Annotated in this window: 25 protein-coding genes; 16 read left to right on the top strand and 9 right to left on the bottom strand. The window is 43.3% G+C overall.

The genetic code is table 11. The annotated features are described in order from the left end of the window. The first annotated feature begins 4 nt into the window (after positions 1 to 4). From G4Y78_RS10675 to G4Y78_RS10685, 3 genes are all read left to right on the top strand, one after another. Positions 5 to 475, top strand: coding sequence for a hypothetical protein (locus G4Y78_RS10675; RefSeq protein ID WP_178124455.1), 471 nt, complete (start codon positions 5 to 7; stop codon positions 473 to 475). 144 nt (positions 476 to 619) lie between these two features. After that, positions 620 to 1,543, top strand: a complete 924-nt coding sequence (gene trhO, locus G4Y78_RS10680; protein WP_163833006.1) for an oxygen-dependent tRNA uridine(34) hydroxylase TrhO — start codon at positions 620 to 622, stop codon at positions 1,541 to 1,543. 12 nt (positions 1,544 to 1,555) lie between these two features. Continuing rightward, on the top strand, positions 1,556 to 2,167 hold the full coding sequence (locus G4Y78_RS10685; protein ID WP_163833007.1) for a DsbA family protein: 612 nt from the start codon (positions 1,556 to 1,558) through the stop codon (positions 2,165 to 2,167). Here G4Y78_RS10685 and G4Y78_RS10690 read toward each other — a convergent pair. Continuing rightward, positions 2,160 to 2,552: a YbaN family protein gene (locus tag G4Y78_RS10690; protein ID WP_163833008.1), complete on the bottom strand. Its 393-nt coding sequence runs from the start codon at positions 2,550 to 2,552 to the stop codon at positions 2,160 to 2,162. The two genes, G4Y78_RS10685 and G4Y78_RS10690, sit on opposite strands and share 8 nt — an antisense overlap. Positions 2,553 to 2,642: 90 nt before the next feature. Here G4Y78_RS10690 and G4Y78_RS10695 point away from each other — a divergent pair, with 90 nt between their 5' ends. Further along, the gene (locus G4Y78_RS10695) at positions 2,643 to 3,668 is read left to right on the top strand and encodes a DUF2804 domain-containing protein (protein ID WP_163833009.1); all 1,026 of its coding nucleotides are present in this window, start codon (positions 2,643 to 2,645) and stop codon (positions 3,666 to 3,668) included. Between the two features lie 36 nt (positions 3,669 to 3,704). Then, a complete protein-coding gene (locus G4Y78_RS10700; protein ID WP_163833010.1) occupies positions 3,705 to 4,361 on the top strand; it encodes an ion channel in 657 nt (218 codons plus the stop codon). Positions 4,362 to 4,374: 13 nt separating this feature from the next. Here the strand turns inward: G4Y78_RS10700 and G4Y78_RS10705 are convergent, their stop codons facing one another. Further along, positions 4,375 to 5,019, bottom strand: coding sequence for an O-methyltransferase (locus G4Y78_RS10705; RefSeq protein ID WP_329604959.1), 645 nt, complete (start codon positions 5,017 to 5,019; stop codon positions 4,375 to 4,377). Between the two features lie 119 nt (positions 5,020 to 5,138). Between G4Y78_RS10705 and G4Y78_RS10710 the strand changes: the two genes are divergently transcribed. Further along, positions 5,139 to 5,414, top strand: coding sequence for a SelT/SelW/SelH family protein (locus tag G4Y78_RS10710; RefSeq protein ID WP_163833011.1), 276 nt, complete (start codon positions 5,139 to 5,141; stop codon positions 5,412 to 5,414). A 5-nt stretch (positions 5,415 to 5,419) separates the two neighbouring features. Here the strand turns inward: G4Y78_RS10710 and G4Y78_RS10715 are convergent, their stop codons facing one another. Both G4Y78_RS10715 and G4Y78_RS10720 read right to left on the bottom strand, forming a co-directional pair. Continuing rightward, positions 5,420 to 5,728 carry a YciI family protein gene (locus tag G4Y78_RS10715; RefSeq protein WP_163833012.1) on the bottom strand — a complete coding sequence of 103 codons (309 nt, stop codon included), beginning with the start codon at positions 5,726 to 5,728 and terminating at the stop codon, positions 5,420 to 5,422. A 24-nt stretch (positions 5,729 to 5,752) separates the two neighbouring features. Next, entirely contained in the window at positions 5,753 to 6,349 is a 597-nt protein-coding gene (locus G4Y78_RS10720; protein ID WP_163833013.1) for a septation protein A, read from the bottom strand. Positions 6,350 to 6,519: 170 nt separating this feature from the next. On the opposite strand from G4Y78_RS10720, the gene G4Y78_RS10725 reads away from it, so the two are divergent. From G4Y78_RS10725 to rluB, 5 genes are all read left to right on the top strand, one after another. Next, positions 6,520 to 7,392 carry a PHP domain-containing protein gene (locus G4Y78_RS10725; protein WP_163833014.1) on the top strand — a complete coding sequence of 291 codons (873 nt, stop codon included), beginning with the start codon at positions 6,520 to 6,522 and terminating at the stop codon, positions 7,390 to 7,392. A gap of 139 nt (positions 7,393 to 7,531) precedes the next feature. Next, complete coding sequence (locus tag G4Y78_RS10730; RefSeq protein ID WP_163833015.1) at positions 7,532 to 8,167, top strand: L-threonylcarbamoyladenylate synthase; 636 nt, start codon at positions 7,532 to 7,534, stop codon at positions 8,165 to 8,167. Between the two features lie 117 nt (positions 8,168 to 8,284). Further along, positions 8,285 to 9,265 carry a segregation and condensation protein A gene (locus G4Y78_RS10735; RefSeq protein WP_408022094.1) on the top strand — a complete coding sequence of 327 codons (981 nt, stop codon included), beginning with the start codon at positions 8,285 to 8,287 and terminating at the stop codon, positions 9,263 to 9,265. Then, a complete protein-coding gene (gene scpB, locus G4Y78_RS10740) occupies positions 9,240 to 10,856 on the top strand; it encodes an SMC-Scp complex subunit ScpB (protein WP_230425726.1) in 1,617 nt (538 codons plus the stop codon). The genes G4Y78_RS10735 and scpB overlap by 26 nt, the downstream gene beginning before the upstream one ends. A gap of 21 nt (positions 10,857 to 10,877) precedes the next feature. Beyond that, positions 10,878 to 11,768: a 23S rRNA pseudouridine(2605) synthase RluB gene (gene rluB, locus G4Y78_RS10745; RefSeq protein ID WP_163833017.1), complete on the top strand. Its 891-nt coding sequence runs from the start codon at positions 10,878 to 10,880 to the stop codon at positions 11,766 to 11,768. A gap of 45 nt (positions 11,769 to 11,813) precedes the next feature. Here the strand turns inward: rluB and G4Y78_RS10750 are convergent, their stop codons facing one another. From G4Y78_RS10750 to G4Y78_RS10770, 5 genes are all read right to left on the bottom strand, one after another. Next, positions 11,814 to 12,737, bottom strand: a complete 924-nt coding sequence (locus tag G4Y78_RS10750; RefSeq protein WP_163833018.1) for a GGDEF domain-containing protein — start codon at positions 12,735 to 12,737, stop codon at positions 11,814 to 11,816. A 431-nt stretch (positions 12,738 to 13,168) separates the two neighbouring features. Further along, entirely contained in the window at positions 13,169 to 13,909 is a 741-nt protein-coding gene (locus G4Y78_RS10755; protein WP_163833019.1) for a YciK family oxidoreductase, read from the bottom strand. 9 nt (positions 13,910 to 13,918) lie between these two features. Then, entirely contained in the window at positions 13,919 to 14,608 is a 690-nt protein-coding gene (locus G4Y78_RS10760) for an HAD-IA family hydrolase (RefSeq protein ID WP_222937683.1), read from the bottom strand. 60 nt (positions 14,609 to 14,668) lie between these two features. After that, positions 14,669 to 15,382, bottom strand: a complete 714-nt coding sequence (gene ubiG / locus G4Y78_RS10765) for a bifunctional 2-polyprenyl-6-hydroxyphenol methylase/3-demethylubiquinol 3-O-methyltransferase UbiG (RefSeq protein ID WP_163833020.1) — start codon at positions 15,380 to 15,382, stop codon at positions 14,669 to 14,671. Positions 15,383 to 15,412: 30 nt separating this feature from the next. Continuing rightward, positions 15,413 to 16,747, bottom strand: a complete 1,335-nt coding sequence (locus tag G4Y78_RS10770; RefSeq protein ID WP_163833021.1) for a TRZ/ATZ family hydrolase — start codon at positions 16,745 to 16,747, stop codon at positions 15,413 to 15,415. Positions 16,748 to 16,906: 159 nt separating this feature from the next. Here G4Y78_RS10770 and mtnA point away from each other — a divergent pair, with 159 nt between their 5' ends. From mtnA to hisC, 5 genes are all read left to right on the top strand, one after another. Further along, complete coding sequence (gene mtnA, locus G4Y78_RS10775) at positions 16,907 to 17,935, top strand: S-methyl-5-thioribose-1-phosphate isomerase (RefSeq protein ID WP_163833022.1); 1,029 nt, start codon at positions 16,907 to 16,909, stop codon at positions 17,933 to 17,935. A 295-nt stretch (positions 17,936 to 18,230) separates the two neighbouring features. Next, the gene (gene gyrA / locus G4Y78_RS10780; protein ID WP_163833023.1) at positions 18,231 to 20,852 is read left to right on the top strand and encodes a DNA gyrase subunit A; all 2,622 of its coding nucleotides are present in this window, start codon (positions 18,231 to 18,233) and stop codon (positions 20,850 to 20,852) included. 125 nt (positions 20,853 to 20,977) lie between these two features. After that, positions 20,978 to 22,060 carry a 3-phosphoserine/phosphohydroxythreonine transaminase gene (serC, locus tag G4Y78_RS10785; protein WP_163833024.1) on the top strand — a complete coding sequence of 361 codons (1,083 nt, stop codon included), beginning with the start codon at positions 20,978 to 20,980 and terminating at the stop codon, positions 22,058 to 22,060. A gap of 5 nt (positions 22,061 to 22,065) precedes the next feature. Beyond that, complete coding sequence (gene pheA / locus G4Y78_RS10790) at positions 22,066 to 23,160, top strand: prephenate dehydratase (protein ID WP_163833025.1); 1,095 nt, start codon at positions 22,066 to 22,068, stop codon at positions 23,158 to 23,160. A 28-nt stretch (positions 23,161 to 23,188) separates the two neighbouring features. Further along, positions 23,189 to 24,298 (top strand): histidinol-phosphate transaminase, encoded by a 1,110-nt coding sequence (gene hisC, locus G4Y78_RS10795; protein WP_163833026.1) that lies wholly within the window; start codon positions 23,189 to 23,191, stop codon positions 24,296 to 24,298. Positions 24,299 to 24,319 lie beyond the last annotated feature (21 nt).

Raw genomic sequence — 24,319 nt, forward strand, 5'->3', positions numbered from 1 at the left:
ATCTATGTGTGGTGGTGCTGAGTTTGTGCAAAACCAGGAGCGTTATCGGGTATTTTTTCCTAACCCTAATGCAAAACTCCCTGTATTGCAAAGAGATGGTAGCGTTGTCATGGTGCCTTGGGGACGGCGTGAAAATCAGCCAGGAAGTTCTCCTCAAGGGGGATGGGCTAGACTGGAATCTATTCAACGATGCGCTTGGCAGCCCTTTAACCCAAGGCCAGTGAAAATAGTAGTCACCTCATTTATGGAAAAAGATGAAACAGAGCAAAGCCGCTGGTTTCCTCTTGAAGCCCATGAAATCATCCAAGGGTTATTGGCCACTGAAGGTAATATTCAACGGGTTTATGTGGTGACTGAACCCCATCCTGAATCGACCCACGACAGTGGCCGCTGGCCACGAGTTATTCCTCTTAAAGAACCTGTTGATAAGGGAGAATCAACTTTAGACGAGCCTGAGCAAACCTCGTTAATTTAAGGGAACTGTCTCCAAAACTGGTCTTGCTTTCACTAAACCTTTAAAATAAGACGTTTTAATTGGTCTTGTGCTGCTTCTTTATTTACAGGTTGCAGTGCTAGTAACACCAGCAGATTTGCGATCTGCTAAGGTAGAGGGATTAAGATGTCTCAGTTTGTTATTGCCGCTCTTTATAAATTTACTCGATTACCTGACTTTGAATCGATGCGCCAGCCGTTATTGGACAAGATGCTTGACCTTGAAGTGAAGGGAACCTTATTACTAGCTGCTGAAGGAATTAATGGCACGGTTGCAGGGAGCCGAGAGGGGGTTGATCAGTTATTAAATTATTTAAAGTCCCATCAGCCATTGGCTGGCTTAACTCATAAAGAATCCTATGATAATAAGCAGCCTTTCTATCGCACTAAAGTAAAATTGAAAAAAGAAATTGTTACCATGGGTGTACCTGGTATTGATCCTAACCACGTGGTAGGTACTTATGTGAAACCAACGGAATGGAATCAGTTAATCAATGACCCAGAGGTGCTGCTGATAGATACCCGTAATGATTATGAATATCAAGTAGGGACTTTTGAAGGTGCGGTTAACCCCAAAACAGATAGCTTTCGAGAGTTTCCTGAGTATGTTGAGCAACAGCTTGACCCTGCTAAACACAAAAAAGTAGCCATGTTTTGTACTGGAGGCATTCGCTGTGAAAAATCCACTGCATTGTTAAAAGAAAAGGGCTTTGAAGCCGTTTATCACCTTGAGGGAGGGATTTTAAAGTACTTGGAAGAAGTCCCAGCCTCAGAAACTAAATGGCAAGGAGAGTGTTTTGTATTTGATAATCGCGTGACAGTGGATCATCAGCTCAATAAAGGCAGCTATGATATGTGCTTTGGTTGCCGAATGCCAATTTCTGAGCAAGAAAAGCAATCAGAGCAATATAAAGAAGGGATTTATTGTTCATACTGCTTTGACTCTCAGTCAGAAAAAACCAGGCAACGAGCAGAGTCTCGACAAAAGCAAATAGAGTTAGCCAAAAGGCGAAAACAGCCACATCCAGTGGGCTTACAGATGAAGGACTAATTATTACCCTGCATGGAAATTACTTACTTATTTGACCCTATGTGCTCCTGGTGCTGGGGTTTTGCTCCAGTGATTGACAAGCTTACAGTGGCATTGGCAGGGAAAGGAAAACTGCATTATCGGGTTGGTGGGCTGCGTGCAGGACAGCAGCAACCATTGACCCCACCATTACGCAATTACATTCTTGAGCACTGGCAACAAGTACAAAAAACCACTGGTCAGCCATTTAATTTTTCAGGCGCGTTATCTGAAGGGTTTATCTATGATACGGAGCCTTCTTGTAGGGCTGTTGTGGTTGCAAGAGAACATTTTCCTGATCAGCTAAAAAAATTAATCACTGCTCTACAGCGGGGCTTTTATGTTAATCAACTGGATATAACAACCCCACATGGAATTAAACAAGTAGCAGCTGAAGCAGGATTACCTGAAGAAGGTTTTATGGAAGCTTTTTTTTCGAATGAAACGAAAGCATTAACTGAGCAGGACTTTGAATTTACTTATAACTTAGGAATTCAGGGCTTTCCCACGTTACTGTTCACTGATCAACAGCAGTGGCATATATTGGTCAGTGGCTATAAACGGTGGGAGGAGTTACAGCCATTAATGAAAGAATTAATCATTTAATCTGTTCGCTGGGAAATGGCTGTGTCTTTAAAGTGGGTATTTTAATTAAAATGTAATAGCTGACACTACAAGCAATGGTGATTAATAAACCTTTTAGTAGCCAGTTACTCACTAACCAGCAGCTAAACAGTATGCAGGGCCACATGAGTAATAAGGTATAAGTTTTGGCTTTGGCTGGCATGCCTTCACCAGAAATATAATAGTGAATGTAGTTGCCCAAATGAGGATGATTAATCAGCCAATCGTGAAACTTGTCTGAGCCTTTGGCATAGCAGCCTGCTGCTAACAATAAAAAGGGAGTAGTGGGTAATAAAGGTAAAAAAATGCCTAGCACACCAAGCCCTACCGCTAAATGCCCAGCTCCAATATAAACCCAGCGCCACATAATCGTGTTCCTAAAGTAGGCTTTCTTTAAGCATAATGTGTATCATAGAATACTGCCTACATTACTCTGCTAAACAAATAATAACAACATATGACAGCACACCCACTTATTCAGCCAAATGGCGAGCCGTTATTTGGTATTTTTGACTACCCGATTAGTGAAATTAATGTCGGTGATTTTCAGTTATTGACACCTTTTGGTAAGCCATCAAACCGTTGGCAACAATGGTTTGGCTTTAATCAATTCCAGTATTTTGGTGTGATTTCACAAGAATTGATTTTGGGTTGTGCTATTGCTGATACCAAACTGGTAGGCGCGGCTTTTTGCTATTTATATCAGCCTAATACTGGAAAAATGTTGTCTTACTCGCTTAAGTCTCCCTTCGCTCATGCTTGCCAGTTTGCTGCTAGCCCTGATGCAGGTACTACCACTTTTACACAAGGTAAACGCCGAATTGAGATGGTAAATAAAACTTGTCCTCAAAGTCGATCTTTACAAATTGCCTTGCCGAAGCAAGGGTTAGCAATTGATTGCAGTTTTATTGAGTGCGACAGTTTTAACCCAATGCGAATATGCACTAAAACTGGCGTCAATGGCTGGGTTTATGCCCAAAAAGCGGCCGGAATACCTGTGGAAGGCACAATTGACTGTCCATGGGGAACGTTTGACTTGGCTGCAATAGGTGCTTGTGCTCACCATGATTTTTCCAGTGGTTACATGCGTCGTGAAACCTTTTGGAACTGGGGATGCTTGTCAGGAAATACTGCTGATGGTCAGGCAGTTGGGCTTAATGTGTCTTGTGGTGTCAATGAAACTGGTTTTACTGAAAATTGCTTTTGGCTGAATGGTCAATTGCATAAGGTCGATACGGTAGCTTTTCATTACCAAAAACAGGATTTATTTAAACCTTGGCATATTCAGTCTTACGATGGCAAAGTTGACTTACAGTTTACACCACTAGGTAAGCATGCAGAATGCCTTGATTTGTGGTTAATGGCCACAAACTTTCATCAGCTGTTTGGTCATTTTAATGGCTATTTACAAACAGCTGAAGAAGAAAAAATAGCCATTAATAACATGTTGGGGTTTGTTGAAGATCACTATGCTAAATGGTAAATAAGCAACGGTAAATAACAGTGGCCGTTTTCACTTATGATTAACTTTCCTCGTTATAGTTTTGCTAGCTTGTTCATATGTTTGATATTTGTAGGTATTGTTTACCCTTTTATACCCAAGCTAATCACCCAAAATATTTTACTGAAAGGCAGTCTTAGTATTTTATTGATCGCTTCAGTTTATATTTTTAGTCATGATAAGAAAGCGCTAATCATATGCTTTGTGTTAGCGATTCCTACGGCTATCTCTACTTGGTTAACGATTATTAGTGGTGCACCAGCATTAGCTATCTTAGATAATGCGACCAATGTGGTGTTTTTTCTTTATGTAATCTTTGAATTGATCAAAATTATTTTCAGTGCCTCTGTAGTAACACGTAATATCATCTATGGTGCAATGACTATTTATTTGTTGCTGGGTATTATGTGGGCATTTGTTTATGCGCTACTTGACTTATTAGTGCCTAATGCCTTTGGTGGGAGTGGTTATCAGAGTGCTCACGACTTGAGCCAGTTTATTTATTTTAGTTATGTAACCCTAACTACCTTAGGGTTCGGTGATATGGTGCCACTGGCTGGGCCTGTGCAATCCATAGCGGCAATGGAGGCCATTACCGGCCAGTTTTTTCTCACGATTTTAGTGGCAAGACTGGTAGGAATGCACATTAGCCAAACAACGAATGGCAATGGCTAAAGAATTGCGCGACTTATTTTTTTCGAACTAAATTGACTCCATCTCGTACGCTGAGAAATACATTCTCCAGTTGTGGGTTTTCTACAATATGCTGATTCAGTTCGACGATGGCTTGGTCACGCTCATCATTGGGGTTAAGTACATTGCCTTGCCAGAGTGCGTTATCAATAATAAATAATCCTCCGGATCGCACCAAGGGAAAAGTAGCTTTCAGGTAATTAAAATAATTTTTTTTATCAGCATCAACAAATATCATATCAAACTGTTTATCTTGAAGGCAGTTGATAGTATCCAATGCTTTGCCAAAGCGTACTTCAATTTTATGACCATGGGGGCTGCGATCAAAAAATGATTGGGCAAACTCAATCGCTCGTGGATTAGTTTCACAGCAAATCACTTTGCCGTCTTCTGGTAAAGCCTCAGCAATGGACAATGCAGAGTAACCAGTAAACATACCAATTTCTAGGACGGTTTTGGTTTGGTTGAGTTGGGTAATAAGCTTTAAAAATCGGCCAATCACCCGTCCGGATAATTTAATTGGGTAACCCATGTGTTCATTGGTGGCATCAATCAGCTCTTGGAGTAAAGGTGGCTCAGGTGTGGTTTGCTCAAAGCAATATTGGTCTATGGCTGGGTTTACAAGAAAGTCTTTCATCATCTTTTTTCTACAGCGAAATGATGGCCAATTGTAGTGATCTTTGGTCATACTGCAAGCGGATGGCTGATATGCCTTCGTTAAAGTGAATAGCTGGAAGATAAAAAGCTGGTAACTATTGAATGAATAAACCAAGAATTACTATTGAATATTGTACCCAATGCCAATGGTTGTTGCGTTCTGCTTGGCTAGCCCAGGAACTATTAAGTACCTTTGGAACTGACTTGGGTGAAGTGGCATTAATCCCTGGTACTGGTGGGATATTTAACGTTCAGGTTGCTGATGAAACTGTTTGGGAGCGGGTTAAAGACGGGGGATTTCCTGAGGCAAAAGAGTTGAAGCGACGGGTCAGAGATCTGATTGCCCCTGACCAGGACTTAGGCCATATAGACCGGTAAGTAAATTAGCTTATTTTGGGAAAGACTTGTTTAAAGGGTTTAACGGTAACCTGTTCATAAACCCCGGCAGCTAGGTAAGGATCTTGGTTGGCCCAGTCTTCAGCTTCTGCCTGAGAGGCAAACTCGGCCACAATTAAACTGCCTGTAAACCCAGCGGGGCCAGGGTCATTATTATCAATGGCAGGAAACGGGCCTGCCAGCACTAATCGACCTTGTTGTTGAAGTGTTTCTAATCGAGCTAAGTGATCTGGACGGGCTGACTGACGTTTGGGCAAGCTGCCAGGAACATCCTGGCAGATAATAGCGAACAGCATAAAAATCCTTAGTAAAGTTGATTTTTAGTCTTCAGATTGCTGGCTAATTGACTGGCTGTTTTTGTTTGGCTCAGTCATATAACGCGACAGGGACATTACTACACCAATCATATACACCATGGTTAAGGCGGTTAACCCAAACAATTTAAAGTTAACCCAGGCGTCCTCAGTAAACTGGTAGGCGATATAGAGATTAAGCACGCCTATAAAGAATAAAAAGCCACAAGTAAACCCATTCAGCTTCTGCCACATGCGGGCTGGGACATCCGTCATAGCAATGTTGGATGTTTTGAGCATACCCTCTAAGGCCCGTTGGGTCAGATTTTTATGGGTCACAAAGTGGCTGATCAATAGCGCGGCAGCTAATACCCAATAGAGAATGGTTGGTTTCCACTGAATAAAGGCCTTATCTCCAAACAGTAATGTCAGGCCACCTAAGAAGACCACCAGAACCATAGAAATAACATGGATCTTCTCGATCTTTTTATGTTTAAACCAGGTATAAGCCATTTGAAATAAAGTGGCTACGATAATGGTGGCTGTGGCAGTCAGGATATCGCCGGTATACTTATACACACCGAAGAAAGCAATGACGGGTAACAGGTCAAAGAAAAATTTCATGATAGGCTAAATTCTGTCCGCTTTTAGATAGTGGCTATGATATACGATTTTGGCTTTAGCAGGTAGTTTCGCTGTTAGCATAAGAATAGGATAATTAGCGATAAATTCGCAGGTTTGATTGTTTGAGTCCTATCTAATGAAAGGGCTCAGAAGTCAGTAAGGAATATCGGTTGAAAATAGATTTACATTGTCACTCCACCGCTTCGGATGGGGTACTGTCGCCTCTAGCCCTGATACAAAGAGCGATAGAGCAAGAAGTCTCAGTACTTTCACTAACAGATCACGACACTGTTTCAGGTTATCAGTCACTAAAAGGGCAAGCGGTGCTCGATCAGATTTGTTTGATCCCAGGTGTTGAGCTATCAGCCGTCTGGTCTGGGGTAACAATCCATTTAGTAGGGCTAGGCTTTTCTCTGGATAATCCATTGCTGAATGGATATATGGAGCAACAACGCCTTGCTAGGCAGCAGCGTGCTGAAACGATTGCCAGTCGGCTTGCCAAGCGAGGCTTTAGCGATATCTTAGAAGGGGCGTTGGCAATGGCTCAGGAGCATTCGGGCTTGCCTGCAGCTGATGTCCAAATTGGTCGTCCCCATTTTGCTAGATACTTAGTCAGTGAGGGGTATGTGCCTGATATGGCAACAGCTTTTCAGCGTTATTTAGGGGCTGGTAAAGTGGGAGATGTCAAAAGTCAGTGGCCAACATTGGTGCAAGTAGTGGAATGGATAACTTCCTTAAATGGGGTAGCAGTGTTAGCTCACCCACTTAAATATAAAATGACCAATACCAAGCTAAGAGCATTAATAAAGGCGTTTAAAGATGCTGGGGGTGAGGGAATTGAAGTAGCCTTGGCTGGGCAGCCTCGAGATGCTACTGGTTTTTTAGCGGATTTAGCCACCCAATTTGAATTATCTGCCTCAGTGGCTAGTGATTTTCATGGTCCGTTTAATCGCTGGATTGAGCTAGGTAATGCTCCGCCCTTGCCTAAGCAATGCAAACCACTGTGGGAAAATTGGGCTTGGGATAAGATGCGAGTTTGTTGACATTTCTTGAAGGATAAATAATAGGTTTACTGCTAAATTAATGATATAGTTCGAGGCCTGTTGACATGAGCTGAATGTTCAGCAGCCCCTAATTGCACATCGCTTGTCGAGATGACAACTAACCCATAGCAGGTGTTTTGTGAGTCAATTTTTTCAAATTCATCCAGAAAATCCACAACAGCGCCTTATTAACCAAGCAGCCGATATTATTAACCAGGGTGGAGTGGTGATTTTTCCTACTGATTCTGCTTATGCAATTGGTTGTCATATTGGTGAAAAAAAAGCCATTGACCGCATCCGTCGTATACGGCAAATCGACTCTCGACATAATTTTACCCTAATGTGTCGTGATTTAGCTGAGATTTCTACCTACGCAAAAGTTGATAATTCTGCGTATCGACTGCTTAAAGCTTATACGCCTGGTTCATACACGTTTATTTTGGAAGCAACCAGAGAAGTACCGCGGCGCTTCTTACACCCTAAGCGCCGTACAATTGGCTTACGGGTACCTGATTGTCAGGTGACACAGGCGCTACTGGAAAGTTTGAGCTCGCCAATGATGAGTGTCACCATGATATTACCTGGCGAAAAAGAGCCAATGATAGATCCCTATGAAATGCGACAGTTGTTGGAACAGCAAGTCGATTTGATTATTGATGGTGGCTATTGTGGAATGGAAGCAACCACCGTTGTTTCGATGTTAGATGATGTGCCCGAACTTTTGCGTGAGGGCAAGGGTGATCCGTCGCCTTTTCAGGAACCTTCAGCTGCGTGAGCGTATTGGAATGCCTTCAGTTGCTTGATTAATGCTGGAAACCATCAGTTATATTATTAGGGAAATTTTCAGTGGCTTTGTGTAAAAAGCCTTCAGTAGTTTTGATAGTAGAATCTTCTGATGAATAAACAGGTTGATTTCACAACAGCTGATGAAACAGTAAATGAACCAACGACCGCTGTTATTGATGCTGGCGAAGTTGTTGATGCCAATGATGTGAGCGAAGCAGTAACTGAAGAAACCACAACAGTAGAACAGGTTGTTAAGCGTCGATTTCGTCAGCATAGTCAACAACAAGAGCTGCCTTTTGCTGTTGTGCAAGGCAAACCTGTTACTGAAATACCACAAGATTTGTATATTCCACCAGATGCCTTAGAAGTTTTCCTGGAGGCATTTGAAGGGCCGTTGGACTTACTGTTGTATTTAATTAAACGGCAGAATATGGATGTACTGGAAATCTGTGTAGCAGATATTACCCGACAGTACGTGGATTATGTGGAGTTAATGAAAGCCGTACAGTTTGAGCTGGCAGCTGAATATTTAGTAATGGCTGCTATGTTGGCTGAAATTAAATCCCGGATGCTACTTCCCCGCACTGAAACAGCAACGGAAGACGAGGAAGAGGATCCAAGGGCTGAGCTGATTCGCCGACTGCTAGAATATGAGCGGTTTAAAAAAGCTGCTGAGGACTTGGATAATTTACCAAGGGAAGGGCGGGATTATTACCCCGTGTCAGCAGCACCTCCGACAATAGAGGTAGAAAAACAGCATCCTGACGTCGATTTAAAAGAAATACTATTAGCGCTTTCTGGTGTTTTATCGCGGGCAGAATTATCTGAAAATCACCACATAGAGCAGGAGGCGCTGTCAACCCGAGAACGGATGACCCAAGTGCTCAGTATGCTGGCGGCTGACTCTTTTGTGCCATTCGTTTCTTTGTTTAAAGTTGAAGAAGGCAGGTTAGGGGTTGTGGTGACATTTTTAGCCGTTATGGAGTTGATCAAAGAGTCACTAGTAGAAATTGTTCAAACCGAGCCATTTGCTCCCATTCATGTAAAAGCTAAGGCAGTCCATGATGACGGATCAACCAGCAATTAAGTTAGCCAATATTATTGAAGCCGCTTTGTTGGCTTCTAGTAAACCATTAAACCTGGATCAAATACGCCAGTTGTTTCCTGAAAAGGCTGAACCAGCCAAAGAAGAAATTCAGCAGGCTTTGGCTGATATTTCTGCTGCCTGTGAAGGTCGTAGTTTTGAACTCAAAGAAGTGGCCAGTGGCTATCGTCTACAAATTCGTCAGGAGATGGCACCGTGGGTAGGTAAACTGTGGGAAGAGAAGCCTCAACGCTATACCCGTGCATTATTAGAAACGTTAGCTTTAGTTGCTTACCGGCAGCCAGTTACTCGTGCCGAAATTGAGGAAATTCGTGGGGTGAGCGTAAGTTCATCTATTATGAAAACCTTATTGGAGCGCGAGTGGGTGCGTATTGTTGGTTATCGTGATGTGCCTGGCCGGCCTGCTATGTATGCAACAACACGACAGTTTTTAGATTACTTTAATTTAGCTAACTTGGATGAGTTGCCACCACTCTCTGAGCTGCAGGATATTGAAAAAGCGAATCAAGAACTGGCACTTGAAGAGGGTGAGGAAGCAGTAACGACGGTAAAAGCTGATCTTTCAACTTCAGAGGGCTCTTCAGGCGAAGATAATACAGCAATAGAGGAGGTAGAAGTCGTTGATGAGGAAGTCTTGTTCCAGGAAATCGACGAGATGCAGAAAGGTTTGCCAGAAGATTTTATTGACCCCGCAAAGCTAGATCCAGATGAGCTGGCTGCTTTAGAAGCACAACAATCAGCCTCTGAAGATGAAGAAGAATCAGCAGAAGAGGGGCATGATGATTTAAGCAATGAAGTATTACAGCAAGAAACACCAGAAATACAACAAAAATTACTAAATGATGTATTAGCAACAGATGCTACTGAGGCAACTCAAGTGTCTGAGGAGCTTAATACGACAGATGATGTTAGCTCAGTAGATCAAGCAATTATTATTGAGCATGTTTCAGAACATAGCCCCGTAGAAGATGAGCTACCAACTAACGAGGCCGTTGTTGAACTTACTGAACAGCAACAAGAAGATACTGCTGCTGAATTAGATTCAGTGTTTAATAACGAAGCACTTGCTGAGCCAGTAGATTTTGTTTCTGTTGCTGAAGTTGAGCAGTTTGATGAGCAAATAATTGAGTTGGTTATGGAGTCTGATACAGCAGATGATAATGAAGCTCAAACTAGTTCAGATATGGCTGCTGATGAAGGAGATCAGTTAGAGTTTGCAGATGCTGAAATGGATGACTTGCCTTCGCTGTTTAATGATTTATCTATCGATCAAACAATACCTCCAAATATATCAACCGAAGCTGATAGGCTTGAGCCTTCAATTGATATGGCAGAACAAACGGCTGTCACGATAGATGAGGTAGATGTGAATGATCTGCCTGAAGCTGATCAAGCAAAAGACATTGACGAGCCAGCAGATCATACTGCTGCTGATGTATTAGCTACTGAATTACTGACTAGTTCAGCAGATACAATTATTCCCTCTATATTTCAGGATGAGGATGAAAGTGAGCAGGTGCAATCAGATGACTCGCTAACATCAAACTCTTCTGATATTCAACAAGACTCCTAAGTAAATTTAAGAATTACTTTGATGACCACTGAAACAACCCAATCTGAGCGTATTCAAAAAGCTTTAGCCAGAGCAGGTGTTGGCTCACGCCGACAAATTGAAAAATGGATAGCAGAGCAGCGCATTACTGTGAATGGTGTGTTGGCTGAACTGGGCCAGCGTGTATCACCAACTGATGACATTAAGCTGGATGGTCGGCAAGTAAAAGTCATGCCAGAACAGGCAGGCTTTCGTCGGGTATTAATGTATAACAAGCCAGAAGGAGTTGTCTGTTCGCGCAATGATCCAGAAGGACGGCCAACAGTGTTTGATCGGTTACCACCATTGAAAGGAGAGCGGTGGATAGCCATTGGTCGGCTCGATATCAATACCTCAGGCTTGTTGCTATTTACAACGGATGGCGAGTTAGCTAACCGACTGATGCACCCTTCTCATCAAGTTGAACGGGAATATGCGGTTCGGGTGATGGGAGAGGTGACTGAAGACAAAACTAAGCAGCTTTTTAAAGGGGTTGAGCTGGAAGATGGTTTTGCCCGGTTTACTGATATTGTTGACTCAGGAGGAGAAGGCATTAACCACTGGTTTCATGTTGTTATCATGGAAGGAAGAAATCGTGAGGTTCGCCGATTATGGGAGTCGCAAGGGCTGCAAGTGAGTCGATTAAAAAGGGTTCGCTATGGCTCAGTGATTATGCCAAGTCATTTACGTTTAGGGCGTTGGGAAACCTTAGATCAACAATCGGTAGATCAGCTAGCCAGTGCTGTGGAGCTATCACCCAAACCAGTAGCACCGTTAAACCCAAAGCAGCAGGAGCAGGGTAAGCGGTTGCAAGGTAAACGCCTGAAGCCAGAGGCTAAATCGAAAAAGACAATGCGGCCTAAAGCAACGGGTAAAGCCACACGAAAGCATTGAGACGATTGAAGCAAACCATGCCTGAATGAGTGAGAGTCACTGCTTTCAGGCAATGGCACAGACTTTATTTCTCCCCTGATTTTTTGCTTGATAGAGTGCTTTGTCAGCACGTTCCAGTAAGCAAAAAATACTATCACCAGTACTAAACATGGCAGTGCCAATGCTGATTGTCACAGGAATAGACTGACCATTGTAATGGCATTGCATGGCTGCAATATTTTCTCTTAGCCGCTCTGCAACTAGCTCAGCACTGATTAAATTTGTTTTTGATAGTAATATCACAAACTCTTCACCACCAAAGCGAAAGGTCATATCTACATTTCTTAACGACTGTTGTAGGCAATCAACGGCTTTCTTCAGAATATAGTCACCAGCAGGATGGCCATAGCTGTCATTGATATTCTTAAAGTGATCAATATCAATCATTAGCAGTGACAGTGGTTGCTCTTCGCGGCGACAGATATTTAATTCCCGTTTAATAGCATTATCAAATGCGATTCGATTGCCGGCACCAGTCAGTGGGTCTTTTAATGAGGTGGTAACAGCTAACTGGTACTGTAAGGCATTACGAAGAGGATAAACCAAACAACCTAGAAGCCCCTCGATTGTTGCCAGTTCTTCTTCCTGAAAACGTTGCTGGCGACGAAACGTGATTTCCCCAACAGCTTCGTTATCAGTGATCAGACGGTAATTACAACTATGATAGCTTTGCTCGCCGACTGATACATTGATATTGAGTTCGTTATGAACGTAGTTCAGTCCGTGAGTAGTTACGTGGGTTTGAATTTCGTGGAAAAAAGCCGTCAGTACTCGCTCCACCTCAAGGCTATTTTGCAGTCGATTCATTAACCTGATTTTGAGTAAAAGTTGGCTTTCGGTGGAGCTGTGTTGTTTTCCTTTGGCTGGTAGAGGAGTGATTAATTTTATATTGCTGTTCTTTGACTTATCTGCTGCTGATGTTGACTGCATTCGCGAACCCTTTGTGTAAAGCGTGTTTCCTTTTGATGTTATGTTGAAGTCATAGCGATAATTGTGCCAATCACTTTATATTTTTAATAAATATCGAAAAAACAAGAGTTTGTACTAAGTATCTAAAACGCTTGTTAGGTTTATGATGAGGGATTTTTGACCGCTGTCAATTCTGTGGCTGGAATAAATTAGGAAATTATCAATATTGCCAATCTTTTGGCATAAGTAAGGCAAATATTTGCCTTGTTGTTTGCATATAGACTAGCCAGTAGCTAAAGACATTTCAGATGCCCTAACAAACGTTGGCATAGCAACAGCAGTAAAGATAAGTTTGCATCAAGCTTAGTATGGAAAGTAATGATCAATTTACTTCTCCCTGATGGGGTTTTAAACAAACTCAATCAGGGAGGAGTATCGACAGGCGCCTTATTTTACTGGGCGTCAAATGCCTGACCGGTCACTCCTTGGCTATCGGGTCCGAATAAATACAGGTAGACGTTCATGATATCTTCAGGGCGAGGCAATTGCTCAGGGTTTTCCGCTGGATATGCTTGGGCTCGCATATGGGTGCGGGTAGCACCAGGGTTAATGGTGTTGACACGGACTGGGCCAATGCCTTCTTCTTCATCGGCAAGGGTTTGCATTATCCCTTCAGAGGCAAATTTGGAAACGGCATAAGCACCCCAGTGAGCTCTGCCTTTTCGGCCTACTGATGAAGAAGTAAAAACAATTGAAGCATCCTTTGACTGATGCAGTAGGGGTAATAAAGCTTGAGTCATTAAAAACGGAGCATTCAGGTTAACCTGCATTACTTTATACCAGGTTTCTATATCGTACTGGCTGATGGGGCTTAAATTTCCCAATAAGCTTGCGTTATGCAGCACTCCATCCAGGCGCTCAAACTCCTTTTCGATTGTAACCGCTAGGTCATCATAGTCCTTGGGACTGGCTCCCTCCAGATTCATTGGGTAAATTGCTGGTTGAGGGCCACCTGCTGATTCAATCTGGTCATAGACATCTTCCAGTTTTTTTGTAGTGCGACCGAGTAAAATAACCGTAGCACCATGTTTGGCAAAGCGAATAGCTGCAGCTTTGCCAATGCCATCACCGGCGCCGGTGACTAAAATAATGCGGTCTTTTAATAGGTTTTCTGGCGCTTGATAGTCAAACATATGGGTCTGTCAGGGTTCTTGGTTTCGTTGCCAGTTAAGTTCGTCCAGCCAGGCCAGCAGCAAATCTGCACGACTAATGGCATGATCAGCATGCCATTGAGTTATATCATGATCAGCTTCTACATAACCGTAGCTGGCAGCCACCGTTAACATACCGGCTGAGTTGCCAGCACTGATGTCTCTTTGGTGGTCTCCCACATAAACTGCGTGATAAGGATCAATTTTTAGTTTATGGCAGGCTAATAATAAAGGCTCTGGGTCCGGTTTGGTATTTTTTACATGCTCTGGGCAAATCGTCACGCTGGTTCGGGATGAAAGTTCCATATTCTCCAGCAGCCGCTCAGTAAGATACCAGGGTTTATTGGTGACTATTCCCCAAGGAATCGACTTGCTTTCAAGGGTAGTAAGCAGCTCAGCAATGCCGGGGAATAATTGTGCTTGCTCCCCAATCACCTGGTGATATAGCTCCAGCAGTTGACTTCGTGCCTGCTCAAAGCCCGACTGTTGATGATCTAACGAGAGTGCAAGTTGTACGAGTGCTTTAGCACCATTAGAAACCTGGGTGCGAATTACCTGCGCCGTCAGAGCTGGAAGTCCTTCCTGGGCTCTTAACTGGTTAATAGGTTGCACAAAATCAGGGGCTGTGTCCACAAGGGTGCCATCAAGATCGAATAGCACTGCAGCGATTGGGTATGGCATAGACAACTCTCCCCTCAAAAGCCTTCGCTTTGACTATATATAGTTTTTACTATTAATAGTTTAATGTTGGTTTTTGGTGATATGAACTAAATAGTTGACATCCACATCATCACTCAGTTTAAAGGCTTTGGTGATTGGGTTGTATACCATGCCTTTGATATGGTTAACCGTTAAGCCACATTTGCGTGCCCAGCCAGCTAATTCAGATGGCTTTATAAACTTATCGTAATCATGGGTACCTTTCGGCAGCATCTTGAGAATATATTCTGCGCCGATCACAGCTAATGCGTAAGCCTTAGGATTTCGGTTGATTGTTGAAAAAAATAAATGTCCACCAGGTTTAACCAGCTGGCTGCAGGCTTCTATCACTGAAATGGGATGAGGAACATGCTCTAGCATTTCCATACAAGTGACTACATCAAAAGTGCCTTGTTGCTGTGATGCTAAACCTTCAGCGGTTATTTGCTGGTAGTCGACTTTCACCCCAGACTCCAGACCATGAAGTTTGGCGACAGTCAGTGGCTCTTCACCCATGTCAATGCCTGTTACGTCAGCGCTGCGAATAGCCATAGCTTCTGATAAAATCCCACCACCACAGCCAACATCAACCACTTTTTGTCCCGCCAGGTTTACAAACTGCTCAATAAAACTCAGCCGTAATGGATTAATGTCGTGAAGGGGTTTAAATTCGCTGGATTTATCCCACCAGCGGTGGGCTAGGGCTTCAAACTTAGCTATCTCTTGTGGGTCAACGTTGGTGTGTTCAGTGGCCATAGCTACATACTGTCTTAGGTTGATTGAGTGTTAGCCTTGTGCGGAAAGAATTCGTGATTTCCAGTCAGCAACGAACTGCTTTATTTCAGCCATGTCTAGGGTAGTCAGCTCACGGTTGTTCAGCACCAGTTTGCCATTAACCCATACATGAGTAACCTGGCGGCTACTTGCAGTATAAACAAGTTGTGAGACAGGACTATATAAAGGTAGGTTTTCCAGCTCATCCAAGCGAACAGCAGTAATATCAGCTGCTTTACCTGTCTCTAAGCTACCAGTAATATCGTCAATTCCTAGTGCCTTTGCACCATTTAAAGTGGCCATTTTCAGTGCTTCATAAGCAGAAATGGCTTCAGCATCCTGGTGTACAGCTTTGGCTAGAATAGCTGCAGTGCGCATTTCGCCAATCATATCCAAGTCATTATTACTAGCTGCGCCATCAGTGCCCAAGGCGACATTAACGCCCGCTTGGCGTAGTTTATCGATTGGGCTAAAGCCGCTAGCTAGCTTTAAGTTGGACTCAGGGCAGTGAATGATATGACTGCCATATTGCTTGAGAAGCTCAATATCACTGTCATCAATCTGTGTCATATGCACGCACTGCAAACGAGGGCTTAATAAACCAAGGTCAGCTAGCCGTTGCATTGGACGTTTACCGTGCAGTTTAATACCTTCTTCCACTTCATGAGCAGTTTCATGGATATGCATTTGCACCATAGCATCCATATCAGCAGAAAGTTGGGCAATCTTATTGATCGGTGCGTCAGAAACGGTATACGGCGCATGAGGACCAAAGGCGATATCAACTAGCTCTGCTTGCTTAAACTGTTCGTAAACGGCTAGCCCTTTACTGAAGTATTCATCATGGTTTTGTGCCCAGCTGGTAGGGAAATCCATGATGGGAAAGGTAATTTGTGCACGAATATTGGCATCAATTGCCACCTGGGCTGCGGTATCAGGGAAGAAATACATGTCGCTGTAAGTGGTGGTGCCGCAACGAAGCATTTCGGCAATCGCTAGCTTAGTTCCATCACGCACGAAGTCATCGCAAACACAGGCGGCTTCAGCAGGCCAGATATGGTCATTCAACCAGGTCATTAAAGCAAGGTCGTCGGCTTTACCCCTAAACAGTGTCATGGCAGCATGACCATGGGCATTGATCAGGCCAGGGATGACCGCGTGAGCGGTTAAATCATAGCTGTGCTGAGCCTTGAGCTGCTGTTTAGCTTCAGCCGTGGGCATAATGGCAGTGATTTTACCATTGCTGATAGCGATTGAGTGGCTCTCAAGAATATCTTGACTGGCATTAACGGGAATAACCCAGCCTGCATGAATCAGGGTATCGACCTGTTGGGTTGACTCAGACATAAATCACTTATTACCTTTCCTTAAAATTATTTGGCGAGTATATAACGAATATTAAATACTTTTCGAGGTTAGGGAGGTATTTAAGTTAGTAAATAAAACAGGTGTAGTTTATCCGGTTGTATAAAACCATTCTAGGACAAAAAAAGTGAGGGAACGCTTGTGTATGACGTCATTAAATGGTGTGGTGACCATTTACAATTATTAGACCAGCGAAAGTTACCCCACCAACAACAAAATTATGTGTGTTATCAAGTGGCAGATGTTATTACTGCAATCAAACTAATGGTTGTTAGAGGTGCACCTGCCATTGGTATAGCTGCAGCCTATGGTGCTGTGTTGGCTGCAAAACAGTACAATAAGACAGCTAGCTTACTAGATAATTTGGCTGTATTAGCGGCAGCAAGACCCACCGCTATTAATTTGCAGTGGGCTGTTGAGCGAATGAAAAAGCTGGTTATGGGCAATGAGGGGGAGCATTTAACTGAGTTGCTACTTACTGAAGCTGATCGGATTTTTCAACAAGAAATTACAGCTAATCAGCGAATGGCTGCCTATGGTGCTGAGTTAATTGCACAGCCTTCTAATATACCTTGTAATGTCTTGACTCACTGCAATACTGGACGGCTAGCCACAGGAGGGAGTGGTACGGCGCTTGCCGTGATTAGTGCGTCTTATCAGCAGGGTTTAATTAATCAGCTATTTGTTGATGAAACGCGCCCTTGGTTGCAGGGCTCTCGTCTGACTTGTTGGGAGTTGCAGCAAGCTAATATCCCCTTTCAACTTAATGCGGATAGTGCAGCAGCCCACTTAATGAAAGTAGAAAAAGTCAGCTGGGTGATTGTGGGGGCTGATCGGATTACGGCTAATGGTGATGTGGCGAATAAAATTGGTACTTATAGTTTGGCTGTATTGGCTCGTTACCATCAGGCTAAGTTAATGGTGGTTGCCCCATTGTCAACTTGTGACCTATCGCTGGCTAATGGTAATGAGATCCCATTGGAGCATCGGGAGGCAGGAGAATTATGTTGTTTGGCTAGGCAACAGCTGTCTCCCGATAATGTAGTTGTAAACAACCCGGTCTTTGATATCACACCTGCGGAACTGGTTGACTTTATTGTTACTGAGCAAGGTGTAGTAGCAAGCCCTACCAAGACCAAGCTTGAGGCCTTGTTTCAGGGGGAGGGTTAATGAAGTTACTTTTTATTAAAAATACAGCGCTCAATAATATTACTGATTTGTCACTTCTGAAGAAACGGCAAAAAGTCTGCAAATCATAGAGTTAGCCAGCTGCTATTGAATATACAGCAGCAACGATTTGAGGTATACTTGGCGTCCATTTCTTATTGTTGAAAAGCCGTTTTGTCATTTATCAAATCAAGACTTTTTATACTTATTTCTAAACAGTGCCGATGCCTGATCTTTAAGGTATTACAGGTGCAGTTGGCTTTTAGCTTGTATTTAAAATTAAGGAACGTATTCCATAATGGGTGAAATTGCCAAAGAAGTCCTTCCAGTCAATATCGAAGATGAACTGAAGCAGTCCTATTTGGATTATGCGATGAGCGTAATTGTGGGACGTGCCTTGCCTGATGTACGGGATGGTTTAAAGCCAGTTCACCGCCGGGTGTTATTTGCCATGGGTGAGCTAAGCAACGATTGGAATAAACCGTATAAGAAATCTGCCCGGGTGGTCGGTGATGTTATTGGTAAATACCATCCCCATGGAGACTCTGCTGTATACGACACAATTGTCCGGTTAGCTCAGCCTTTCTCTATGCGTTACACCCTGGTAGATGGACAGGGTAACTTTGGTTCTGTTGATGGTGACTCGGCAGCAGCCATGCGTTATACCGAAATTCGCATGGAAAAAATTTCCCATGACATCATGGCTGATCTTGAAAAAGAGACTGTCGATTTTGTACCTAACTATGATGGTTCGGAGCAGATTCCGGTAGTGATGCCAACCCGCATACCTAACCTGTTGGTTAATGGTTCATCAGGTATTGCGGTGGGGATGGCAACGAATATTCCTCCTCATAACTTAAACGAAGTTATTAACGCTTGTTTAGCATTTATCGATAACCCAGAGTTGGATATCGATGGTTTAATGGAATATATCCCAGGCCCAGATTTTCCTACTGGAGCCACCATTAATGGCCGTGCGGGGATTTTGCAGGCTTATCGCACTGGGCGTGGTCGAATTTATGTGCGCGCCAAAGCAGATATTGAAGTTGATGAAAAGAAAAATAAGCAAACCATCATCATCACTGAAATTCCTTATCAACTGAACAAAGCCCGACTGATTGAGCGTATTGCAGAATTAGTTAAAGAGAAAAAAATCGAAGGCATTACGGAAATCCGTGATGAATCTGATAAAGATGGCATGCGAGTAGTGATTGAACTGCGTCGGGGTGAAGTGGGTGAGGTTATTTTGAATAACTTATATGCCCAAACCCAGCTTGAGTCAGTGTTTGGCATCAATATGGTAGCACTGGTTGATGGTCAGCCGAAGCTGCTTAATCTGAAGGATATTATTGAGGCCTTTGTTCGCCATCGCCGTGAAGTCGTCACTCGTCGTACAGTTTATGAGCTGCGTAAGGCGAGAGAGCGAGGTCATATTTTAGAAGGGCAAGCAGTTGCGTTATCCAATATTGATCCTGTTATTCAGTTAATTAAAGAATCGCCAACGCCAGCAGAAGCTAAAGAAAAGTTAATTAATACGCCTTGGCAGGCAGGCTTGGTTTTATCGATGTTGGATAAAGCCGGAGCTGACTCTTGTCGCCCTGATGATTTGCCAGCTGAATATGGGTTACGTGATGACAAATATTACTTGTCACCCGTACAAGCCCAAGCAATTTTAGACTTGCGTTTGCATAAGCTGACTGGGCTTGAACACGATAAGTTGCTGGAAGAATACAAGCAGCTATTAGACAAAATTGCAGAGCTAGGATTAATTCTGGCGAGCCCTGAACGCTTAATGGAAGTCATTCGGGAAGAGTTGGAAGTTATTAAAGAAAATTATGGGGATGAGCGTCGGACAGAGATCACCAGCTCTCGCCGTGACTTAACCGTTGAAGATCTAATCACTGAAGAAGATATGGTGGTGACCATTTCTCACGGTGGCTACGCTAAAACGACACCATTGGATACTTATCAGGCCCAACGGCGGGGTGGAAGAGGTAAGTCAGCCAGTGGGGTTAAAGATGAAGACTTTATTGAGCACTTACTGGTTGCTAATACTCATACCCAAATTCTTTGTTTCTCAACCAGAGGGAAAGTGTATTGGCTGAAAGTGTATGAAATACCGCAAGCCACCCGTACTTCCCGTGGCCGCCCTGTTAACAATATTCTGCCCCTAGAAGAAGGCGAGCGTATCTCTACTATTCTGCCAGTAGAAGAGTATAACGATGGCCACTTTGTCTTTATGGCAACGTCGAAAGGCACAGTAAAGAAAACCCCACTGGAGCAGTTTAGTCGTCCTCGTTCTTCAGGGCTTATTGCAGTTGACCTTGATGATGATGACCACCTAGTTGCGGCAGCTATTACCGATGGCGAGCAGGAGGCCATGCTTTTCAGCAGCGCGGGTAAAGCTATTCGATTTAAAGAGGCAGATGTGCGAGCAATGGGCAGAACTGCTCGTGGTGTGCGTGGTATTAAGTTACAAGAAGGTCAGCAGGTTATTTCACTGATTATTCCCGGCACGACTGGCCAGGTCTTAACCGCCAGTGAAAATGGCTATGGTAAGCGTACCCGTTTGGATGACTTCCCTGTTTATGGTAGAGGTGGTCAGGGGGTTATTGCCATGCAGAGCAATGAGCGTAATGGTCCACTGGTTGGTGCTTCTCTGGTCGATGATGGTGATGAAGTCATGTTGATCTCAGATCAAGGCACCTTGGTTAGAACTCGAGTAGATGAGATTTCGATTTTAAGCCGCAATACTCAGGGTGTACGCTTAATTAAATTAGCTGGTGATGAGCACTTGGTAGGTATTGAGCGGGTAGCTGAGCCAGAAGAAGAGGAAACCACTGATTCAGAAGTTGTTGAAAGTGATGAGCAGAATGATGAACAGGCAAGCCCCGAAGAAGATTTGCCCGCAGATGAGTAACCGCTAATCACGATAAAATAAGGGCCAGGAATTCTGGCCCTTTATATTTGAGTTGACCATAAGTTAATTGGGTAACGACTAAAACAAGGAAATTTAGTGACTACCCGCTAAGGAGTAAAAGGTTTATGAGCCGTGCTTTTAATTTTTGCTCAGGCCCAGCCACCATGCCTGAGGCAGTTTTGGCGCAGGCACAACAAGAGCTATTAGACTGGCAAGGTAGAGGGGTGTCAGTGATGGAGGTAAGCCATCGCAGCCCAGAATTTGTTGCAGTTGTTGAAGAGGCTGAACAAGACTTACGAGATCTGCTGTCTATTTCTGATGACTATGCTGTTTTATTTATGCAAGGGGGCGCAACAGCTCAGTTTTCGACGATTCCCATGAATTTGCTAGGCACCAAGCGACAAATGGATTTTGTCGACACAGGGGTGTGGTCGCAAAAAGCTAGTAAGGAAGCCTCTCGTTATGGTGAAGTTAATATTGTTTCTTCCGCTAAAGAGAGCAATTATTGCCAAATTCCTGGCCAGTCAGAATGGCAAATAAACCCACAGGCGGCCTATTTACACTACACGCCAAATGAAACCATAAATGGGGTTGAGTTTAACTGGGTACCTACAACAGGTGATGTACCTTTAGTTGCAGATATGTCGTCCAACATTCTTTCTCGGCCAATCAATGTTAACCAATATGGTTTAATTTATGCGGGCGCGCAGAAAAATATTGGGCCTTCTGGGTTGGTCGTGGTTATTGTCAACAAAGCATTGTTTGGTAAGGCATTACCTATAACGCCATCTGTGATGAATTATGAGCAAGTGGCTAAGCATCAGTCTATGTTAAATACTCCTCCTAGTTTTGCCATTTATTTAGCTGGTTTGGTATTTAAGTGGTTGAAGCAACAAGGCGGCGTGGGAGCAATGGAAGAAATTAACCAACGTAAGGCTGAAAAGCTTTATCAGTTTATTGATCAAAGTGGCTTTTATAATAATCCAATAGACGTTAGCTGTCGTTCTTGGATGAATATTCCGTTTACTTTGGCTGATGATCAACTGGATAAACAGTTTTTAGCTGAAGCAGAAGCAAACCAGCTATTAAATTTAAAAGGCCATCGACTGGTAGGCGGAATGCGCGCTAGCCTTTATAATGCGATCCCTGAGCAGGCTGTCGATGCACTCATCGAGTTTATGAAAGACTTTGAGCAACGTTGTGGTTAACCATTATGTCTGAAGAATCAGCAAAAAATTTAAAAGCATTGCGCAAAAAAATAGACGATATTGATCGTAAAATCTTAGAGTTGATTAGTGATCGTGCTAATTGTGCTCAGCAAGTGGCTGAGGTTAAGAAGTCATTTAATGCTGATGCTTTTTTTTATCGGCCAGAACGTGAAGCTCAAGTATTACGTAATGTGATGGACAGTAATCAAGGGCCATTAAACGATGAAGAAATGGCTCGGTTGTTTCGTGAAATTATGTCTGCCTGTTTGGCATTGGAGCAGCCAATTAAAGTGGCTTATTTAGGCCCAGAAGGAACTTTCACCCAGGCGGCAGCCCTTAAGCATTTTGGCCATTCGGCAATTAGTATTCCAATGTCTGCTATTGATGAAGTATTTAGGGAAGTTGAGGCCGGTGCGGTGAATTATGGAGTAGTCCCTGTTGAAAACTCCACGGAAGGGGTGATTAATCACACCCTTGATAGCTTTATCGATTCGCCATTAAAAATTTGTGGTGAGGTTGAATTGAGAATTCATCACCACTTATTAATTGCTGATACCACGAGAAAAGACAAAATCTCTCGTATCTATTCCCATGCTCAGTCGTTTGCTCAGTGTCGTAAATGGCTTGATTCCCATTATCCTCATGCTGAGCGGATAGCAGTAAGTAGTAATGCTGAGGCTGCTAAGCGAATTAAGTCAGAATGGCACTCTGCTGCTATTGCTGGCGATATGGCAGCGGAGCTTTATGGACTTAAAAAAATATCAGAAAAAATTGAGGACCGTCCAGATAACTCAACGCGGTTTTTGATTATTGGTAATGAAGCTGTGCTGGCTAGTGGTGATGATAAAACCTCGATTGTTGTCGCCATGCGAAACCAGCCTGGGGCTCTTCACGCATTACTTGAACCATTCCATAGCCACAACATTGATTTGACTCGTGTGGAAACCCGTCCTTCAACCAGCGGTACATGGAATTATGTATTTTTCATTGACTTTATTGGCCATATTGATAGGGCTGATGTCAGTAAAGTGATGGAAGAGGTAGGTAGTCGTGCTTCTGATTTGAAGGTGTTGGGCTCTTACCCTAAAGGGGTTTTATAAAATAAATAAAAATAAAGGAAGTTAATTCATGGTATGTGATGTGGAAGTGTTAACCAGGCTGGGAGTGCGTTCTATCCAGCCATACCAGCCAGGCAAACCCATTGACGAGTTGGCTCGTGAGTTCGGTTTGGAGCCTGCCAATATTATTAAGCTAGCCAGTAATGAAAACCCATTAGGGCCTTCGCCAAAGGTACTAAAAGCTATTGAGTCAGCCACTGCTGAATTAAGCCGTTACCCAGATGGTAATGGTTTTATTTTAAAGCAAGCGATAGCGGAAAAACATGGTGTCCAGCAGGAGCAAATTACATTGGGGAATGGCTCCAATGATGTGCTTGAGCTAATTGCGCGGGCATTTGCTGGGCCAAATGATGAAGTGGTTTTCTCTGAATATGCATTTGTGGTTTATCCGCATGCGACAAAAGCTGTGGAGGCCATACCGGTTGTAGTCCCTGCAATTAATTGGGGGCATGATTTAACTGCCATGGCTAATGCAGTAACAAACAAAACTAAGCTGGTTTTTATTGCAAACCCGAACAACCCCACAGGTACTTGGTTTAGTAAAACAGAACTTGAAGTGTTTTTAAGTAAAGTATCGGATCAGGTCATTGTGGTGCTGGATGAAGCTTATATCGAGTATGTTGATGACCCTGCGTTTCCCAATGGTTTGGATTATTTAAAGCAACACCCTAATGTGATAGTGACCCGTACTTTTTCTAAGGCCTATGGTTTGGCTGGTTTAAGAGTGGGTTACAGTATTTCTTCACCGCAAATTGCTGATATTCTTAATCGCCTACGTCAGGCATTTAATGTGAATAGTCTGGCATTAGTGGCCGCAGCGGCAGCCTTGTCTGACCAGCAGTATCTGGCTGACTCAGTTAAAGTAAATCAGCAGGGAATGGAGCAGTTAATCAAAGGCTTTGAAGCGTTAGGGCTGAATTATATTCCATCAAAAGGTAATTTTATTACGGTGGAGTTGGGTGAGCAAAGCCAGATGATTTACCAACAGCTATTGGCTCAAGGTGTAATTGTGCGCCCTGTGGCTAATTATGCGATGCCTCATCATCTCCGGGTGAGCATCGGTTTGGCTGATGAAAATCAGCGCTTTTTAGTAGCACTTAAGCAGCTGGTTGCAGAATAAACAATCTTCTGCTGGTCTCTT

Source organism: Spartinivicinus ruber (assembly GCF_011009015.1).
GTDB lineage: Bacteria > Pseudomonadota > Gammaproteobacteria > Pseudomonadales > Zooshikellaceae > Spartinivicinus > Spartinivicinus ruber.

Bases quoted from the DNA above. Each gene is read 5' to 3' on its own strand.
- G4Y78_RS10675 (WP_178124455.1), top strand. From the start codon at position 5: ATGTGTGGTGGTGCTGAGTTTGTGCAAAACCAGGAGCGTTATCGGGTA.
- trhO (WP_163833006.1), top strand. From the start codon at position 620: ATGTCTCAGTTTGTTATTGCCGCTCTTTATAAATTTACTCGATTACCT.
- G4Y78_RS10685 (WP_163833007.1), top strand. From the start codon at position 1,556: ATGGAAATTACTTACTTATTTGACCCTATGTGCTCCTGGTGCTGGGGT.
- G4Y78_RS10690 (WP_163833008.1), bottom strand. From the start codon at position 2,552: ATGTGGCGCTGGGTTTATATTGGAGCTGGGCATTTAGCGGTAGGGCTT.
- G4Y78_RS10695 (WP_163833009.1), top strand. From the start codon at position 2,643: ATGACAGCACACCCACTTATTCAGCCAAATGGCGAGCCGTTATTTGGT.
- G4Y78_RS10700 (WP_163833010.1), top strand. From the start codon at position 3,705: ATGATTAACTTTCCTCGTTATAGTTTTGCTAGCTTGTTCATATGTTTG.
- G4Y78_RS10705 (WP_329604959.1), bottom strand. From the start codon at position 5,019: ATGATGAAAGACTTTCTTGTAAACCCAGCCATAGACCAATATTGCTTT.
- G4Y78_RS10710 (WP_163833011.1), top strand. From the start codon at position 5,139: ATGAATAAACCAAGAATTACTATTGAATATTGTACCCAATGCCAATGG.
- G4Y78_RS10715 (WP_163833012.1), bottom strand. From the start codon at position 5,728: ATGCTGTTCGCTATTATCTGCCAGGATGTTCCTGGCAGCTTGCCCAAA.
- G4Y78_RS10720 (WP_163833013.1), bottom strand. From the start codon at position 6,349: ATGAAATTTTTCTTTGACCTGTTACCCGTCATTGCTTTCTTCGGTGTG.
- scpB (WP_230425726.1), top strand. From the start codon at position 9,240: ATGATGACGGATCAACCAGCAATTAAGTTAGCCAATATTATTGAAGCC.
- rluB (WP_163833017.1), top strand. From the start codon at position 10,878: ATGACCACTGAAACAACCCAATCTGAGCGTATTCAAAAAGCTTTAGCC.
- G4Y78_RS10750 (WP_163833018.1), bottom strand. From the start codon at position 12,737: ATGCAGTCAACATCAGCAGCAGATAAGTCAAAGAACAGCAATATAAAA.
- G4Y78_RS10755 (WP_163833019.1), bottom strand. From the start codon at position 13,909: ATGTTTGACTATCAAGCGCCAGAAAACCTATTAAAAGACCGCATTATT.
- G4Y78_RS10760 (WP_222937683.1), bottom strand. From the start codon at position 14,608: ATGCCATACCCAATCGCTGCAGTGCTATTCGATCTTGATGGCACCCTT.
- ubiG (WP_163833020.1), bottom strand. From the start codon at position 15,382: ATGGCCACTGAACACACCAACGTTGACCCACAAGAGATAGCTAAGTTT.
- G4Y78_RS10770 (WP_163833021.1), bottom strand. From the start codon at position 16,747: ATGTCTGAGTCAACCCAACAGGTCGATACCCTGATTCATGCAGGCTGG.
- gyrA (WP_163833023.1), top strand. From the start codon at position 18,231: ATGGGTGAAATTGCCAAAGAAGTCCTTCCAGTCAATATCGAAGATGAA.
- serC (WP_163833024.1), top strand. From the start codon at position 20,978: ATGAGCCGTGCTTTTAATTTTTGCTCAGGCCCAGCCACCATGCCTGAG.
- pheA (WP_163833025.1), top strand. From the start codon at position 22,066: ATGTCTGAAGAATCAGCAAAAAATTTAAAAGCATTGCGCAAAAAAATA.
- hisC (WP_163833026.1), top strand. From the start codon at position 23,189: ATGGTATGTGATGTGGAAGTGTTAACCAGGCTGGGAGTGCGTTCTATC.